16 protein-coding genes are annotated in these 15,620 nt (G+C 68.2%); 12 read left to right on the top strand and 4 right to left on the bottom strand.

The features are described 5' to 3' along the window. Positions 1 to 68 precede the first annotated feature (68 nt). Positions 69 to 1,748 carry a long-chain-fatty-acid--CoA ligase gene (locus KK7_RS0109690; protein ID WP_029623147.1) on the top strand — a complete coding sequence of 560 codons (1,680 nt, stop codon included), beginning with the start codon at positions 69 to 71 and terminating at the stop codon, positions 1,746 to 1,748. A gap of 106 nt (positions 1,749 to 1,854) precedes the next feature. Here KK7_RS0109690 and KK7_RS0109695 read toward each other — a convergent pair whose 3' ends face one another. Next, on the bottom strand, positions 1,855 to 3,264 hold the full coding sequence (locus KK7_RS0109695; RefSeq protein WP_010544447.1) for an NAD-dependent succinate-semialdehyde dehydrogenase: 1,410 nt from the start codon (positions 3,262 to 3,264) through the stop codon (positions 1,855 to 1,857). A gap of 119 nt (positions 3,265 to 3,383) precedes the next feature. Between KK7_RS0109695 and KK7_RS0109700 the strand changes: the two genes are divergently transcribed. The 9 genes from KK7_RS0109700 (at position 3,384) to KK7_RS0109740 (ending at position 11,507) form a co-directional block, all read left to right on the top strand. After that, positions 3,384 to 5,456, top strand: coding sequence for an alpha/beta hydrolase family protein (locus KK7_RS0109700; RefSeq protein ID WP_051121294.1), 2,073 nt, complete (start codon positions 3,384 to 3,386; stop codon positions 5,454 to 5,456). A 205-nt stretch (positions 5,457 to 5,661) separates the two neighbouring features. Next, positions 5,662 to 5,907, top strand: coding sequence for an exodeoxyribonuclease VII small subunit (locus KK7_RS0109705; protein WP_010544449.1), 246 nt, complete (start codon positions 5,662 to 5,664; stop codon positions 5,905 to 5,907). 3 nt (positions 5,908 to 5,910) lie between these two features. Beyond that, positions 5,911 to 6,819, top strand: coding sequence for a polyprenyl synthetase family protein (locus KK7_RS0109710; RefSeq protein WP_010544450.1), 909 nt, complete (start codon positions 5,911 to 5,913; stop codon positions 6,817 to 6,819). A 23-nt stretch (positions 6,820 to 6,842) separates the two neighbouring features. Further along, the gene (gene coaD, locus KK7_RS0109715) at positions 6,843 to 7,352 is read left to right on the top strand and encodes a pantetheine-phosphate adenylyltransferase (RefSeq protein WP_010544451.1); all 510 of its coding nucleotides are present in this window, start codon (positions 6,843 to 6,845) and stop codon (positions 7,350 to 7,352) included. Positions 7,353 to 7,435: 83 nt separating this feature from the next. Next, positions 7,436 to 8,233, top strand: a complete 798-nt coding sequence (locus KK7_RS0109720; RefSeq protein ID WP_029623149.1) for a peptidylprolyl isomerase — start codon at positions 7,436 to 7,438, stop codon at positions 8,231 to 8,233. Positions 8,234 to 8,246: 13 nt separating this feature from the next. Beyond that, positions 8,247 to 9,278, top strand: coding sequence for a tRNA preQ1(34) S-adenosylmethionine ribosyltransferase-isomerase QueA (gene queA, locus KK7_RS0109725; protein WP_010544453.1), 1,032 nt, complete (start codon positions 8,247 to 8,249; stop codon positions 9,276 to 9,278). Positions 9,279 to 9,288: 10 nt separating this feature from the next. Further along, positions 9,289 to 9,783 (top strand): EF-hand domain-containing protein, encoded by a 495-nt coding sequence (locus KK7_RS0109730; RefSeq protein WP_010544454.1) that lies wholly within the window; start codon positions 9,289 to 9,291, stop codon positions 9,781 to 9,783. A 118-nt stretch (positions 9,784 to 9,901) separates the two neighbouring features. Next, entirely contained in the window at positions 9,902 to 10,849 is a 948-nt protein-coding gene (locus tag KK7_RS0109735) for a cation diffusion facilitator family transporter (RefSeq protein WP_010544455.1), read from the top strand. Beyond that, positions 10,842 to 11,507, top strand: a complete 666-nt coding sequence (locus KK7_RS0109740) for an HAD hydrolase-like protein (protein WP_010544456.1) — start codon at positions 10,842 to 10,844, stop codon at positions 11,505 to 11,507. Before KK7_RS0109735 ends, KK7_RS0109740 begins: the two co-directional genes overlap by 8 nt. Before the next feature lie 72 nt (positions 11,508 to 11,579). Here the strand turns inward: KK7_RS0109740 and KK7_RS0109745 are convergent, their stop codons facing one another. Both KK7_RS0109745 and KK7_RS0109750 read right to left on the bottom strand, forming a co-directional pair. Next, positions 11,580 to 12,521: a 50S ribosomal protein L11 methyltransferase gene (locus KK7_RS0109745; protein ID WP_010544457.1), complete on the bottom strand. Its 942-nt coding sequence runs from the start codon at positions 12,519 to 12,521 to the stop codon at positions 11,580 to 11,582. Next, entirely contained in the window at positions 12,511 to 13,215 is a 705-nt protein-coding gene (locus KK7_RS0109750) for an SDR family NAD(P)-dependent oxidoreductase (protein ID WP_010544458.1), read from the bottom strand. The genes KK7_RS0109745 and KK7_RS0109750 overlap by 11 nt, the downstream gene beginning before the upstream one ends. A 136-nt stretch (positions 13,216 to 13,351) precedes the next feature. On the opposite strand from KK7_RS0109750, the gene KK7_RS0109755 reads away from it, so the two are divergent. Both KK7_RS0109755 and KK7_RS0109760 read left to right on the top strand, forming a co-directional pair. After that, entirely contained in the window at positions 13,352 to 13,600 is a 249-nt protein-coding gene (locus KK7_RS0109755) for a hypothetical protein (protein WP_010544459.1), read from the top strand. A 337-nt stretch (positions 13,601 to 13,937) separates the two neighbouring features. Next, entirely contained in the window at positions 13,938 to 14,681 is a 744-nt protein-coding gene (locus KK7_RS0109760; RefSeq protein WP_010544460.1) for a dienelactone hydrolase family protein, read from the top strand. A gap of 15 nt (positions 14,682 to 14,696) precedes the next feature. On the opposite strand, the gene KK7_RS0109765 is transcribed toward KK7_RS0109760, so the two are convergent. Further along, entirely contained in the window at positions 14,697 to 15,386 is a 690-nt protein-coding gene (locus KK7_RS0109765; RefSeq protein ID WP_010544461.1) for a DUF2490 domain-containing protein, read from the bottom strand. Positions 15,387 to 15,620: the final 234 nt, after the last annotated feature.

Consider the following 15,620-nt stretch of genomic DNA (forward strand, 5'->3'; position numbering starts at 1 on the left):
CGGTGCCGCAAGTCTATGTTACAAAAGTGCGCTTGCATGGCAAAATTCGGCTGCTTACATTGATGTCAATGACAAAGCCCGAAATGGTCTGGAAGACCGCCTATCGGCATCCAGGAGAGTGGGACCGCAGCTACGCGCCGCGGTCCATGGTAGACCTGTTCGAGGAGAGCGCGGCCGCCCATCCGCACGCGCCCCTGCTCGATTTCATGGGTCGCATCTACAGCTATGGCGAGACGCTGGACGGTGCCAACCGGGTCGCCTGCGGCCTGCGCGCGCTGGGCTACGGGCCGGGCGACCGGATCGGCCTATTCCTGCCCAATGTGCCGCACTACGTCGCTGCCTATTACGGCATCCTCAAGCTGGGTGCGACGGTGGTGAACTTCTCGCCGCTCTACTCGGTCGAGGAACTGGCCGCGCAGGTCGCCGATTCGGGCACAAGGCTGCTCTTCACCCTTTCCGCCACGGCGCTGCTGCCCACCGCGCTCAAGGTGCTGGAAAAGAGCGATCTGGAACGGCTGGTGGTCGGCTCGGTCGCGGGCGCGCTGCCCACCGCCAAGTCGCTCTTCTACCAGCTGTTCCGCGGCAGCGAGGTGACGGCCCGGCCGCACGATCCGCGTATCCTCGCCTTCTCCAAGCTGATCGCCAACAAGGGCGACTGCACGATCCCCGACATCGATCCGGAGCGCGACATCGCCCTGATCCAGTATACCGGCGGCACCACCGGCACCCCCAAGGGCGCGGTGCTCACCCACCAGAATCTCTCCGCCAATGCCCGGCAGGTGGCGGAGCTGGATCCCGAGCGCGGCCAGTCGGAGGATTCGGTCCTCGGCGTGCTGCCGTTCTTCCACGTCTTCGCCAATACCTGCGTGCTCAACCGCACAGTGATCAACGGCGGCAAGATCATCATGCTGCCGCGCTTCAACGCGCAGCAGGTGCTCACCGAGCTGCGCCGCACCCGTCCCCGCTCGCTGCCCGGCGTGCCGACCATGTACCAGGCGCTGCTCGACGCGCCGGGCATGCAGCCTTCCGACTTCTCGTCGCTGCGTTTCTGCATTTCGGGCGGCGCGCCGCTCCCCGAGCAGCTCAAGCTCAACTGGGAATCGACCACCGGCGCCCACATCATCGAGGGCTATGGCCTGTCGGAGAGCTCGGGCGTGGTCTCGGCCAACCCTTATGTCGGGCTGAACAAGAGCGGCACGATCGGCCAGCCGATCGCCGGCACCCGCGTGCGGCTGGTCGACAAGGAGGATCCCCGCAAGCCCGCGCCGGAAGGCGAGCCGGGGGAGATCGTCGTGCAGGGCCCGCAGATCATGCGCGGCTATTGGAACCGGCCGGAGGCCGATGCCGGCACCTTCGTCGACGATCACTGGCTGCGCACCGGCGATGTCGGCATCATCGACGAGGACGGCTATATCCAGATCGTCGACCGGCTGAAGGACATGATCGCGGTCGGCGGGTTCAAGGTGTTCCCCAGCCAGATCGAGGCGGTGCTCTACACCCACCCGGCGGTGAAGGAGACGCTCGTCCTCGGCCTGCCCGATCCGTATCACGGCGAACTGCCGCACGCCTATGTCGCGCTGAACGACGGCATGACCGCGGACGCCAAGGAGATGTGCGACTGGCTCAACGCCCAGCTCGGCAAGCATGAGCGGGTGAAGGAAGTGGTGATCCGCGACAGCCTGCCCAAGACGATGATCGGCAAGCTCAGCCGCAAGGACCTGCTGAACGAGGTGAAGGCGGGGCGATGAGGCCTGATACTTAAGCCCCTCCTCCTGGGAGGAGGGGTTGGGGTGGAGGGATTCCAGAACGTCCGTTGGTCTCTGCGAGACACTGCCCCACCCCCAACCCTTCCCCTTAAGGGGAGGGGCTTAGAATGCTGGCAACTCCCCCCCCCGGCTTGCCCGAGGTGAACATCACCGCCTTCAGGTTCATGAACTCGTGCAGCCCCCAGGGGCCCAACTCGCGGCCATGGCCGGAAAGCTTCACGCCGCCGAACGGCGCCTCGGGCACCGAGGCGAGCAGCGTGTTGACCGCCGTCATCCCCGCCTCGATCTCTCGGGCGAGCCGCTCGATTTCGCCTTCGTCCTGCGTCCACACCGACGAACCGAGGCCATAGGGTACGTCGTTCGCCAGCGCGATCGCCTCGTCGATATCGGCAACCTTGTACACAGCCGCGACCGGACCGAAGATCTCTTCCTTGGCGACGTCGCTTTCCGGGTCGATGTCGACCAGCACGCCCGGCATCATCCAGGCCCCCGGCCTGTCGATCGTCGCACCACCGGTCAGCAGCCGCGCCCCTTCCGCCGTGGCGCGAGCCACCTGCCCCAGCACGGTATCGCGCTGCTGGGTGCTGGAAAGCGGCCCCATCACGGTCTCCTTGTCCATCGGATCGCCGATCTTCACCGCGGCCATGCCGGCGACGAACTTCTCCAGAAAGGTGTCGTATACGTCGGCATGGACGATCATCCGCTTCGAGCAGATGCAGCTCTGCCCGGCATTCTGCACGCGCGCGGTCACCGCGGTCTTCACCGCCGCGTCGAGATCGGCCGAGGGCATGACGATGAACGGGTCCGAACCGCCCAGCTCCAGCACCACCTTCTTGAGCGCGCGCCCTGCCGCCTCGGCCACCTTCGCGCCCGCACCTTCCGAGCCGGTAAGCGTCACCGCCACCACGCGCTTGTCGGCGATGATCGCATCGACCTTGTCCGATTTGATCGCGAGGTTCTGGAACAGCCCTTCGGGGGCGCCGGCCTTGCGCGCCATCGCCTCCATCGCCGCCGCGCAGCCCTGGACGGACGAGGCGTGCTTGAGCAGCGCCACATTGCCCGCAAGAATCGTCGGCGCGAGGAAGCGCACGGCCTGCCAATAGGGGAAGTTCCACGGCATCACCGCCAGCACCGGCCCCAGCGGCAGCCAGCGCGCCACGGCATGGCCACTCGCGGTCTTGACGGTCGTCGGCTCCAGATAGGCGGGGCCGTGCTCGGCATAGTGCCGGAAGCCGCTGATGCACTTCTCCACCTCGGCGAGCGCGCTCGTGATCGTCTTGCCCATCTCGCGCACCGCCAGTTCGGCAAGATGCTGCTTGTCGGCTTCCCAGCTATCGGCGATCCTGGTCAGCAGCGCGGTGCGCGTCTCGATCGAGGTTTCGCGCCACTGCTTGTACCCGGCAGCCCCGCGCGCCAGCGCCGCCTCGATCCCGGCATCGTCCAGCTCCGCAATACGATCCACGGTCTCGCCGGTCGCCGGGTTGATGATTTCGAACATCCGCAAGTCTCCTTCGCGCTTCCCAACGCGGACCTAGGCACGCGGTGCCACGCGCTGCAATCATACCAGCGCCCAGCGCCACCGAACCGGCTTGCCAAGCGCCGGGTTGCCGCAGCACGATGCTGCATCTGTCCAGCCGGAGACCCGCCTTGCGCCTCGCCGCCCTCGTCCTGCTTCTGAGCATCACCGCCCCTGTCGCCGCCGTCGCGCAGGAGGGCCCGTCCCGCCTGTTCACCGGCAGCGACCTGTTCGCGCTGGAGCAGGCGAGCGACCCGCAGATCAGCCCGGACGGCAGCAAGGTCGCCTATGTCCGCCAGTCGGCCGACATCATGACCGATCGCGGCCGCGCGACGATCTGGCTTGTCGACGTGAAGACCGGCGCGCACACGCCGTTGGCTACCGGTGCGGGATCGCACAGCCAGCCGCGCTGGTCGCCGGACGGCACCCGCCTCGCCTATGTGTCGAGCGCCGAGGGCGGCACACAGCAGCTGTTCGTCCGCTGGATGGCGACCGGCGCCACCGCCCGCGTGACCGGCTTGGCCGAAAGCCCGCACGGGATCAGCTGGTCCCCGGACGGCAGGCAGATCGCCTATACCATGACCGTGCCCGGCGAGGGCATGAAGCTCGGCAGCCAGCCGCCCAGGCCCGAAGGCGCCAAATGGGCGGAGCCGCTGGAGGTGATCGACCGCGTCACCTATCGGGCCGACGGCGGCGGCTATCTGAAGCCCGGCTTTGACCATGTCTTCGTCGTTGCAGCAGACGGCGGGGCGCCGCGCCAGCTGACCTTCGGCGCGTTCGACGATGCCGGCCCGCTGGCCTGGTCGAGCGACGGCCGCACGCTGTTCTTCAGCAGCAATCGCCGCAAGGACTGGGAGCGCGAGCCGAACGACAGTGAGATCCACGCCGTCGACGTCACTTCCGGCACGCTGACCCAGATCACCAAGCGCTACGGCCCCGATGCCGCGCCGGTGCTCTCGCCCGACGGCACCCGCATCGCCTATCTCGGCTTCGACGACACCCATCGCAGTTTCCAGAACACCCAGCTCTATGTGATGAACCGCGACGGCAGCGGCAGCCGGTCGCTCACCGCCGGGCTCGACAAGAGCATCGACGACGCGGTGTGGGCCAAGGACGGCCGCAGCCTGTTCGTCTCCTATGACGATCACGGCCGCAAGCTCGTCGCCCGCATCGGGCTGGACGGGAAGGTCACCACCGTCGCGACCGGCCTTACCGGCGGGGGGCTCGATCGGCCCTATACCGGCGGCGACTTCACCGTCTCGGCAAGCGGCACCGTCGCTTATACCGGCGGCGACGCGCTGCACCCCGCCGACATCTATGTGAACGGGAAGCGCCTCACCCGTCTCAACGACACGGTGCTGGCCGCCAAGACGCTCGCCCCGGTGACCCCGCTGGCGGTGACCGCACCCGACGGCCGCAAGATCGACGCCTGGCTGGTGACGCCGCCGGGGATGAAGCCCGGCACCCGCGTGCCGACGATCCTGGAGATCCATGGCGGCCCGCACACCGCCTATGGCCCCGGCTTCTCCACCGATTACCAGCTCTATGCCGCGCACGGCTATGCGGTGCTCTACGCCAATCCGCGCGGCAGCACCTCGTACGGGGAAGAATTCGCCGACCTGATCGACAAGAAATACCCGGCGGATGACTATGGGGACCTGATGGCCGCGGTCGATGCCGCCATCGCCGCGGGGGTTGCCGATCCGGACAATCTGTTCGTCACCGGCGGATCGGGCGGCGGGCTGCTCACCGCCTGGATCGTCGGCAAGAACGATCGCTTCAAGGCCGCGGCCACGCAGAAGCCGGTGATCAACTGGATCAGCGAGGCGCTGACCATGGACAATACCGGCTTCACCTCGCGCTACTGGTTCGCCAAGCAGCCATGGGAAGACCCGATGAGCTATTGGAACCGCTCGCCGCTGAGCCTGGTCGGCAACGTCAAGACGCCGACGCTCGTCGTGGTCGGCAGCGAGGATTACCGCACCCCGGTGAGCGAATCGGAGCAATATTATGCCGCGCTCCAGATCCGCGGCGTGCCGACCGCGCTGGTGAAGGTGCCCGGCGCCAGCCATGGCGGCTTCACCGCAAGGCCCAGCCAGTCGGCGGCCAAGGCGGCGGCGATCCTCGCCTGGTTCGACCGCTATCGCACCGGCGCCAAGCCTGCCGATAAATGACCCGGCGCGCTTCCCGTGCCGTCATCCCGGCGAAAGCCGGGATCCAGTCGCCCCGCGGTGGCAGCTAGAGCCGTGGCGGAGACCCCAATGGATCCCGGCTTTCGCCGGGATGACGGTTGGATAGAAGCCTGGCGAGGGAGTTCGCGCGCAAATACCCGGCGGGGCCCGGTTGCCATCGGGCCCCACCCTGCCGCATAGCGGCACCATGGCGGAACAAGCGGACATCACGGCGCTCTCCTTCGAAGAGGCGCTGAAGGAACTGGAGAAGATCGTGAGCCGACTCGAAAGCGGCGAAGCGGCGCTGCAGGAGGCGATCGACCTGTACGAGCGCGGCGACCAGCTGCGCCGGCAATGCGCGGCGCGCCTGGATGCGGCGCAGGCCCGGATCGAGGCGATCCGCACCGATGCCGACGGGCGCGCCGCCGGCACCACCCCCTTCGCGGCCGGCTGAGGCGTGGCGAGCGTGACCCACGCTTCGCTCGCGCTCGAATCGGCGCTGCGCCAGGTCGCCGCCGAGATCGACGACCAGTTCGACCGGCTGCTCGAGGTGCCGGACGATCCCCGTGCCGACCTCTACCGGGCGATGCGCCACGCCGCGATCGGCGGCGGCAAGCGGCTGCGCCCGCTGCTGGTGTTCGCCACCGCCCAGCTGTTCAGCGTCGACAAGAGCTGCGCCGCGCGCGTCGCCACGGCACTCGAATGCATCCATGTCTATTCGCTGATCCATGACGACCTGCCGGCGATGGACGATGACGACATGCGCCGCGGCAAGCCCACCGTGCACAAGGCGTTCGACGAGGCGACCGCGATCCTCGCCGGCGACTGCCTCCACGATCTCGCTTTCGAGCTGCTCGCGCATGAGGCGACGCATGCCGACCCGTTCGTCCGTGTCGAACTGATTTCCGAACTGGCCCGTTCCTCGGGCCCCGCCGGCATGGCCGGCGGCCAGATGATGGATCTGGAGGCCGAGAAGGCCAGCTTCGATCTCGCCACCGTCACCCGGCTGCAGGCGCTGAAGACGGGCGCGCTGATCAGTTGCGCGGTCGAATGCGGCGCGATCCTCGGCCGCGTGCCGCACGAGGGCCGCACGGGCCTGCGCGGCTATGCGCGGGACATCGGCCTCGCCTTCCAGATCGTCGACGACATTCTCGATGCCGAGGGCGACGAGGCGGTGGTCGGCAAGAAGCTGGGCAAGGACGGTGCGGCGGGCAAGGAGACCTTCCTTTCGCTGCTCGGCATCGATCGCGCGCGCGAACAGGCGCGGATGCTGGTCGATCAGGCGATCGCCCATCTCCACGCCTACGGCCCCCAGGCCGATCTGCTGCGCGACGTGGCGCGCTTCACGCTCGAACGCGACCGCTGAGCGGTCCCGGGGGGAGAGACCATATGCACAGCCGTATCGGGGTCTATCCCGGCACCTTCGATCCGATCACCCGCGGGCACATGGACATCATCCGGCGCGGCGCGAAGCTGGTCGACCGGCTGGTGATCGGGGTCACCACCAACCCGTCCAAGTCGCCGATGTTCACGGTCGAAGAGCGGATGGCGATGGTCCGTCGCGAGGTGGCGGGGATCACCGGCGCGATCGAGGTGGTCAGCTTCGATTCGCTGCTGATGGACTTTGCCGAGCGTGAGCGCGCCAGCGTGATCGTGCGCGGCCTGCGCGCCGTCGCGGACTTCGAGTATGAGTATCAGATGGCCGGCATGAACCAGCAGATCAACGACCGCATCGAGACGGTTTTCCTGATGGCCGACGTATCGCTCCAGCCGATCGCCAGCCGGCTGGTCAAGGAAATCGCCCTCTATGGCGGCCCGATCCACCGCTTCGTGACCGAGGCGGTGGAGGCCGATGTCGCCGCCCGCGTCGAGGCGATGGGGCGCAAGGGCAGCAACTGACCCCAGGGTCCCACCACCGGGCTTTGCGGCGCCCGGCGATTGGTCTAGAGCCGCGCATTCACCAGAAGCGATTGGGAAGTTCGATGCGTTTGCTAGCCACGATGGTCGCCATGGCCGCCACGCTGTTTGCCGTGCCGGCGTTGGCGCAGGGCGGCGGGGGCAAGCCGAAGCCCGTCATCGAGCCGTTCAAGGGCGTCGCCTCGGATGCGAACACCCGTCCCGCCGTGGTGGTTCCCGCCGACCCCGAGAATACCTGGGTGCTGGACCTCTCGACCGGCGGCCGCGTGACCGTGCGCCTCCGCCCGGACGTGGCGCCGAAGATGGTCGAGCGGATCAAGACCCTCACGCGCCGCCATTTCTATGACGGCCTCAGCTTCCACCGCGTCGTCGACGACCCCTACAACATCGCCCAGGGCGGCGATCCCAAGGGCGACGGCACCGGCGATTCGGATCTGCCCAACGTGCCCGCCGAGTTCAGCTCGCTGCCGCACGTCCGCGGCACCGTGTCCGCCGCCCGTCGCGGTGCGCCGGACAACGCCACCGCCGAGCAGAAGGCCGAGGCGGAGAACAGCGCGAACAGCCAGTTCTTCATCATGATGCAGCCCAAGCTGGCATTCGACCACGACTATACCGTGTTCGGCCGCGTCACCTCGGGCATGGAGTGGGTCGACAAGATCGAGCGCGGCGAGCCGCCGCAGAACCCGACCAAGATCATCCACGCCTATATCCAGTCGGACAATCCCCCGCCCTATCAGCCGCTTGCCCCCGCCGCCCCCGCTGCCGCCGGCCCGATGCTGATCCCGACCGGCCCTGCCGCGCCGGCCAAGCCCGCGGCCACCGCCAAGCCGGCGGCAAAGAAGCCGGCACCCAAGAAGAAGTGATCGCGATCCTCCCGTGAACGTCGACCTTTTCGATTTCGAACTGCCGAACGCGCGGATCGCGCTGCGCCCCGCGTCCCCGCGCGACTCCGCCCGCCTGCTGGTGCTGGAGGGCGCCGAGACCCGCGACGCGATCGTCCGCGATCTGGCCGCGCAGCTCCACCCCGGCGACTGCCTGGTGTTCAACGACACCCGCGTGATCCCGGCGCAGCTGGAGGGTACGCGCGGCGAGGCGCGGATCGGGGCGACGCTCCACAAGCGCGAGGGGCCGCGCCGCTGGCGCGCCTTCATCCGCAACGCCAAGCGCCTGCGCGACGGCGACGCGATCGACTTCGGCCCCGACGCGATCGCCATCGCCTCGGACCGCGCCGAGGACGGCAGCTTCGCGCTCGACTTCCAGGGCGATGAACCGGTGGAGCTGCTGCTCCAGCGCTGCGGCCAGATGCCGTTGCCGCCCTATATCGCCTCCAAGCGCCCGACCGACGAACGCGACGCCGAGGACTATCAGACGATGTTCGCGGCAGAACCGGGCGCCGTCGCCGCGCCGACCGCCGCGCTGCACTTCACGCCCGAACTGATGGCGTCGCTCGCGGCAGCGGGGATCGAGCACACCACGCTGACCCTGCATGTCGGCGCGGGCACCTTCCTGCCGGTGAAGGCCGAGGATACCGACGACCACAAGATGCATGCTGAATGGGGGCGCATCACCCCCGAGGTGGCGGACCGGCTCAACGCGGTGCGCGCTGCCGGCAATCGCATCATCGCGGTGGGCACGACCAGCCTGCGCCTGCTCGAAAGCGCGGCGGACGAGAATCGCGTGATCCAGCCCTTCGAGGGCGACACCGCGATCTTCATCACCCCCGGCTATCGCTTCAAGGGTATCGACGGACTGGTCACCAACTTCCATCTGCCGCGCTCGACCCTGTTCATGCTGGTTTCCGCGTTGATGGGACTGGACCGGATGCAGGCGGCCTATGCCCATGCGATCGAGACGGGCTATCGCTTCTACAGCTATGGTGATTCGAGCCTGTTGCTGCCCGCCCGCTAAAGGGAATCCGATGCGCCTCTTCCTGCTGCTCGCCGCCTGCACTGCCGCCCTGCCCGCAGCCGCGCAGGAGCGCGTTGCCCAGCCGCCGATCGTCCCCGGCGCACCCGCCGCCCAGCCCCAGGCGACGGTGATCGCCGAGCCCGTCGCGCTGCTGATCGCAGGGTTGGACAGCGACGGCGATGCCCGCGTGACTCGCGCCGAGTTCGACGCGGGACTGAAGCGCAGCTTCGACAGCGCCGATACCAGCCACAGCGGCGGGCTCGGCTACATCGCCTATTCGGACTGGTCGCTGCGCTGGATGGGCGACCGCAACACCCTGCCAAGCCCGTTCGAGCTCGACCGCGACGGCGACAACAAGGTGAGCTGGGGCGAACTGCAGGATCGCTTCGCGCAGATCTGGACCCGGTTCGACAAGAACAAGGACGGCGTGATCGAACGCAGCGAGCTGGTGACGATCCGCCCGCCCGCGTTCAACATGATGGACGGCAAGCGCAAGCGCCGCTGACCGCACCCGCGCCCTGCCCTTGCTTCCCCGGGGGCGCGGACAGATCGATCCAGCCCGCACGCAACGTTCGCCGCAATGGGCTAGCATCACATGGGGAAGGCCCGCTAGGTGATGCGGCATGTCGGGAAATCACGCACATGGGCATGGCCATTCACATTCGCACGGGCATGGCCACAGCCACGCGCCCGCGGATTTCGGCCGTGCCTTCGCGATCGGCACGGCGCTCAACATCGGCTTCGTGCTGATCGAGGGCGGTGCAGGCATCTGGACCGGATCGATGGCGCTGCTGGCGGATGCCGGCCATAATCTCTCCGACGTGCTCGGCCTGCTGATCGCCTGGGTCGGTGCGGAACTGGGCAAGCGCCCCGCCACGCCGCGCTTCACCTATGGCCTGGGGGCCTCCTCGATCCTCGCCGCGCTGGCCAACGCACTGCTGCTGCTGATCGCGATCGGCGCGATCCTGCTCGAGGCGATCCAGCGCCTTGCCGATCCCCCCGCCGTCGCCCCCATCCCGGTGATGCTGGTGGCGGGCGCGGGCATCGTCGTGAACCTGGGCACCGCCCTGCTCTTCGCCCGCGGCCGCGACCACGACATCAACATCCGCGGCGCCTATCTCCACATGGCCGCCGATGCCGGCGTGTCGGCGGCGGTGGTGGTCGCCGGGGCGCTGATCTGGTGGACGGGCCTGCGCTGGATCGATCCGGCGATCAGCCTGCTGGTCGTTGCCGTGATCCTGATCGGCACCTGGGGGCTGCTCCGCGAATCGCTCACCATGGTCCTGCAGGCCGTGCCGGACCGGATCGACCTGGCCACCGTGGAGCGTACGCTGCTCGCCCAGCCCGGTGTCGCCCGCGTCCACGATCTCCATATCTGGCCGATGAGCACCACCGAAGCCGCGCTGACCGCGCATCTGGTCATGCCCGATGGTCATCCAGGTGACGCATTTCTGCTTCATCTTCAGCAACTGCTGGCGCATGATTTCCGGATCGAGCACAGCACCGTACAAATCGAGCTGGGCAACGGGGCGGAGTGCCGGATGCATGGAACTGGTAGCGGACATGGCTGACACGGGCGCCATCGCGACCCGGCCTCTCGACCTCGTCATCTTTGATTTCGACGGCACCTTGTCCGACAGCGGCGACTGGTTCGTCTCCGTTGCCAACGACCTCGCCGAACGGTTCCGCTTCCGCAAGATCGCGCCGGACGAAGTCGAGCTGCTCCGCCGCAAGAGCTCGCGCGAGGTGATCGAGTTCCTCGGCATCGCGCGCTGGAAGATGCCGTGGATCGCCCGCTATGTCCGCAAGCTGGTGCGCCGCGACGCCCACCGGATCGAACTGTTTCCCGGCACCCCCAACCTGCTCGACCGGCTGGTCGAGACCGGCGTGAAGCTGGCGCTGGTCACCTCCAACTCGGAGGAGAATGCGCGCAGGATCCTGGGGCCGCGCCATGCCGCCAAGATTCACTGCTATGCCTGCGGCTCCTCGCTGTTCGGCAAGGCGCCGAAGTTCCGCCGGGTGCTTCGCAAGATGGGCGTGACGCCTGACGCCGCGCTGGCGATCGGCGACGAGACCCGCGATGTGGATGCCGCCCGCGAAGTCGGCATGCGCGCCGGTTCGGTGCTGTGGGGCTATGCCGCCGAGGATCTGCTGATCAACATGGCGCCCGATGCGCTGTTCCGCACGCCGGAGGATATCCTGCGCTACGTCAGCCGGCACCGGGGCTGAGGCGCGGCGACGCCCCTCCGGCCGTCATCCCGGCGGAAGCCGGAATGACGGGCCACAGGGCGCCGGCGGCGATCAGATATCCAGCGCCCAGCCGTCGCGGCCCTTGGGATCGGGCGGGGTAACCGGCACGTAGCGCGTCGCGCCCGCTGCCAGCCGCAGGATCGTCCAGTCGCCGCGACGGTCGATCGCCTCCAGCGCGCAGCCGCACGCCTCGAACGCCTCCACCACCTGCGCCCGCTGCGTCTCCAGCAGCCCCGCCAGCACGATCGTCGCGTTCGGCGCGGCGATCGCGGCGAGTTCGGGCGCCATCGATACCAGCGGCCCCGCCAGGATATTGGCGATGACGAGGTCGTAGGGCGCCTTGGCCGTGATCGCGTCCGAAAGCGCACCGTCCGCCACGATCAGCTCGACGCCGTCGATCCCGTTCGAAACCGCATTCTCGCGCGTCACGTCCACCGCGGCCGGGTCGATGTCGGTCGCCATCACCCGAGCGTCCGGCCAGAGATGCGCCCCGGCAAAGGCGAGCAGCCCGGTGCCGGTGCCGACGTCGATGATGTTGGCGAACTGCCGGTCCGCCATCCCGTCGAGCATCGCCAGGCAGCCTGAGGTCGTCGCATGATGCCCGGTGCCGAACGCCCGGCCGGCATCGATCAGGAACGCGCGACCCCCTTCCGGCGCCTCGGCGGGATGCGCGCTGGTATGGACGACGAAGCGCCCCTCGCGGATCGGCTCCAGCCCTTCCTGGCTGAGCGTCACCCAGTCCTGCGCGGTCAGCGCCTCGACCTCCGGCTCCACGCCGCCCGCGCTCGGCACCAGCGCCTTGAGCACCGCCAGTATCGCCGCATCGGGCTCGTTCTCGAAATAGGCGTCCAGCCGCCAATGCTCGACATCGTCCTCCACCGTCTCGGTGGTCATCAGCACGGCGTCGATCTCGATCGTGCCCGCGTCGATCGCCTCGGCCTCGGCGCGGGTGCAGGGCAGGCTGACCTTCCAGCTGTCGATCTCAGCGGACATAGCTGGCTCCATTGGCGTCGAGGACCGCGCCGGTCATCGAGGGGGGCGCATCGAGCGCGCAGAATTTGGCGATGGCGGCGATCTCCTCCGGGCTCGCGACGCGGCCGAGCGGGATGTCGGCCAGCAGCTTGTCGCCGCCGCGGCTGGCCAGATAGTCCTCGGCCATGCCGGTCATGGTGAAGCCGGGGCAGATCGCGAAGGCGAGGATGCCCTCGCCCGCATAGCCGCGCGCGATCGACTTGGTCATGCCGACCATGCCCGCCTTGGAGGCGGCATAATGCCAGTGCGCCGGGCTGTCGCCGCGATAGGCGGCGCGGCTGGCGACGTTGACGATCCGGCCGCCGGTACCGCTGTCCTGCCAGTGGCGCACGGCGAGCCGGCACAGCTCGGCCGAGGCGGTGAGGTTGACGCGCATCGTGCGCTCCCAGCCCTCGACCCAGTCGTCGTGCTCGGCATCGAGCGGATTGGCCTCGAAGATGCCGGCATTGTTGATCAGCACGTCGATCCGGCCGTCGAGCGCGTCGAGGGCCTGCTGCCAGAGCGCTTGCGGTGCGGCGGGATCGGTGAAGTCGGCGGGAATGCCGCTGCGCGTGCCCTGGCCGACGAGCTTCACGCGCGCATCGTCGCCCAGCAGCACCGCCGTCGCCGCGCCGATGCCCCGGCTGCTGCCGGTGAGGAGGATATGGGTGGTCATGGGCGATGCCCTAGCGCGAGCGCGCGGGCGCGTCACCCCGTAGGTATCTCCCACACGAGGGTGCAAGGCTCCTCTCGCCCAACGGCAGACATTAGAGATGGCTTTTCCAATCCCATTAGCAGTCATAGGATAGGGCATGACTTGTATCCCGCGCATCGGCGCTCTCGACATCGCCGAGGCGGTCGCGGAGCGGATCGGCTCCTACGTTGACATGAACTTCATCCAGTTCCTCGCTGTTGAAGGAGACCGGGTGCGCTGCTGGTACATGAACAGTGGCGGCGATGGGCCGACGTTTGAGATCGACTTACATAGAGAGTCTAGCGGATGGCTGATGACGTTGCAGGAGCATCCACCCGGCACCGAACAGGACATCGAGGTGCCGTGAACGGCCGCTTCCCACCAACGTCGGACATATGCGGCGATCCGGCGTGGCCCAGCTGCACGCTTGCAACCGCAGCAATGTTTCCCATATGTTCCGAGGTTGCAGCTTTCCGGTCGGCCGCTCTTTGAACCTGCTTTATGACGACCAGCCGATCGCGAAGCGACACGCTTCGCGGTCCAGAACAAGCTTCGACGATCACCCAAGCCAATGCGTCGGGAGCCTGAACTTCCTAAACTTCGGTCCACGCTCATGCCCCCGTCGCAAACGTTTGACCGGCGCCCCTTCCCCATCCGCCCCTATCGGCGCTAGGGCCGCGCGACCGGACCAGGAGGAGCCCCCGATGATCTTGCGCAGCGACGAAACCACGGATGTCGACATTCCCGGCAGCGGCGCGATGCGGATCCACTGGTTCCGCCCTGCGGTGGAAGGGACCTTCCCCGGCCTCGTCCTCTATTCCGAGATCTACCAGGTCACCGCGCCCATCCGGCGGCTGGCGGCGATGCTGGCGGGAAACGGCTATGTGGTGGCGGTGCCCGAGGTCTATCATGAGTACGAACCGGCCGGCACGGTGCTCGCCTATGATCCCGCCGGCACCGATCGCGGCAATGCGCTGAAGTTCACCAAGCCCGTCGCCGCCTTCGACGCCGATGCCGCCGCCACGCTCACCGCGCTCGCCGCGCATCCGGCGTGCAATGGCCGGCTCGGCAGCTTCGGGGTGTGCCTGGGCGGGCACCTCGCCTATCGCGCCGCGCTCGATCCGCGCGTCTCGGCGGCGGCATGCTTCTACCCGACCGACATCCATTCGGGCACGCTGGGCGAAGGCAAGGCCGATGACAGCCTCGCGCGGATGGCAGATCTCAACGCCGAGATGCTGTTCGTCTGGGGGCGGCAGGATCCGCACATTCCCTTTGCCGGGCGCGAGGCGATCCGCGCCGGGCTGGAGGCGCACGGCATCGCCTATGAGTGGCACGAGCTGAACGCCCAGCACGCCTTCCTGCGCGACGAGGGGCCGCGCTATGATCCGGCGTTGTTCCTCCACTCGATGGCGATCACGCTGGCCTTCTATCGCCGCACGCTAGGCTGAGGGGCGCCCGGCGGCTCAGTCGTGAAGCGGCGCGATGCCGAGCACGCCGAGATTGACCGTCAGCTGCACGCTCAGCGCATGGTCCATCTGCGCCCGTGCACCGTTCCGCGCGAGGCGATACTGGTTGAGATAGCCGATATCGGCGTTCACGCCCTTGCCGAAGGGCACCGCCAGCCCGAGGATGTTGCGCATCCGCTCATAGCCGGCGCGCTGGCCCCAGCTGGTGGTGTTGAGCAGCAGGAAGCTCTCATGGCTGGCGAACAGCGCCAGCCGCGGGCGGCCTAGCGGCAGGTTGTAGCGCAGCAGCGGCCGCAACCGCAGCCCGATGCCCCGGCCGACCGTGCTCAGCCGCTCGTCGAGTCGCAGGCGTCCCGCGAAACGCCCGCTGGTCACCACGATGTGCTGGCGAAGCCGATCCTCGTCGGCGGCGAGATTGCGGTTGTGGAAGCCGACGCGCCGATAGCCGGCACCGATCTCGACGCCCTTGGCGATCTGCCAGCCCAGGATGCCGCCATATTCCGTCGTGTAGATGCCGCCCTGCCGGTCGCTGCCGCGCGCGATCTGCTCGAGGGTGAGACGCACGGTCGGCGTGATCGGGGCGACCACGTTGACCTGTTCCCAGAGTTGCCCATCCTCCTGCTGCGCCCAGGCAGGCGGAACGCCGAGGATCAAGAGCGGAGCGGCGCAGGAGAAGGACCGGAACATCGCCGCAGCGGTGACACAGACGACCCGTCTCCGGCAAGGCGGGAGACTCGACCGTTCAGGCGGCGACCGCGCTCGAGAAGCTGTCCGCCGCATGGCGGAGCTGGTGCAACCGGTCGTCGACTTCGGTCACGTCGTGCTGCAGCGTGTCGATCTCGCTGGTAACGCTCTTGGTGTCCTCGCGGATCGCGCCGATCGTGGCGGACATCGAATCGGCCGCCAGCGCGGTCTCGTCCA

The organism is Sphingomonas elodea ATCC 31461, from assembly GCF_000226955.1.
In the GTDB taxonomy this organism is placed as follows: domain Bacteria; phylum Pseudomonadota; class Alphaproteobacteria; order Sphingomonadales; family Sphingomonadaceae; genus Sphingomonas; species Sphingomonas elodea.

Excerpts from the sequence above, each read along its gene's own strand:
- KK7_RS0109690 (WP_029623147.1), top strand. The coding sequence starts at position 69 with ATGACAAAGCCCGAAATGGTCTGGAAGACCGCCTATCGGCATCCAGGA.
- KK7_RS0109695 (WP_010544447.1), bottom strand. The coding sequence starts at position 3,264 with ATGTTCGAAATCATCAACCCGGCGACCGGCGAGACCGTGGATCGTATT.
- KK7_RS0109700 (WP_051121294.1), top strand. The coding sequence starts at position 3,384 with ATGCTGCATCTGTCCAGCCGGAGACCCGCCTTGCGCCTCGCCGCCCTC.
- KK7_RS0109705 (WP_010544449.1), top strand. The coding sequence starts at position 5,662 with ATGGCGGAACAAGCGGACATCACGGCGCTCTCCTTCGAAGAGGCGCTG.
- coaD (WP_010544451.1), top strand. The coding sequence starts at position 6,843 with ATGCACAGCCGTATCGGGGTCTATCCCGGCACCTTCGATCCGATCACC.
- KK7_RS0109720 (WP_029623149.1), top strand. The coding sequence starts at position 7,436 with ATGCGTTTGCTAGCCACGATGGTCGCCATGGCCGCCACGCTGTTTGCC.
- KK7_RS0109730 (WP_010544454.1), top strand. The coding sequence starts at position 9,289 with ATGCGCCTCTTCCTGCTGCTCGCCGCCTGCACTGCCGCCCTGCCCGCA.
- KK7_RS0109735 (WP_010544455.1), top strand. The coding sequence starts at position 9,902 with ATGTCGGGAAATCACGCACATGGGCATGGCCATTCACATTCGCACGGG.
- KK7_RS0109740 (WP_010544456.1), top strand. The coding sequence starts at position 10,842 with ATGGCTGACACGGGCGCCATCGCGACCCGGCCTCTCGACCTCGTCATC.
- KK7_RS0109745 (WP_010544457.1), bottom strand. The coding sequence starts at position 12,521 with ATGTCCGCTGAGATCGACAGCTGGAAGGTCAGCCTGCCCTGCACCCGC.
- KK7_RS0109750 (WP_010544458.1), bottom strand. The coding sequence starts at position 13,215 with ATGACCACCCATATCCTCCTCACCGGCAGCAGCCGGGGCATCGGCGCG.
- KK7_RS0109755 (WP_010544459.1), top strand. The coding sequence starts at position 13,352 with ATGACTTGTATCCCGCGCATCGGCGCTCTCGACATCGCCGAGGCGGTC.
- KK7_RS0109760 (WP_010544460.1), top strand. The coding sequence starts at position 13,938 with ATGATCTTGCGCAGCGACGAAACCACGGATGTCGACATTCCCGGCAGC.
- KK7_RS0109765 (WP_010544461.1), bottom strand. The coding sequence starts at position 15,386 with ATGTTCCGGTCCTTCTCCTGCGCCGCTCCGCTCTTGATCCTCGGCGTT.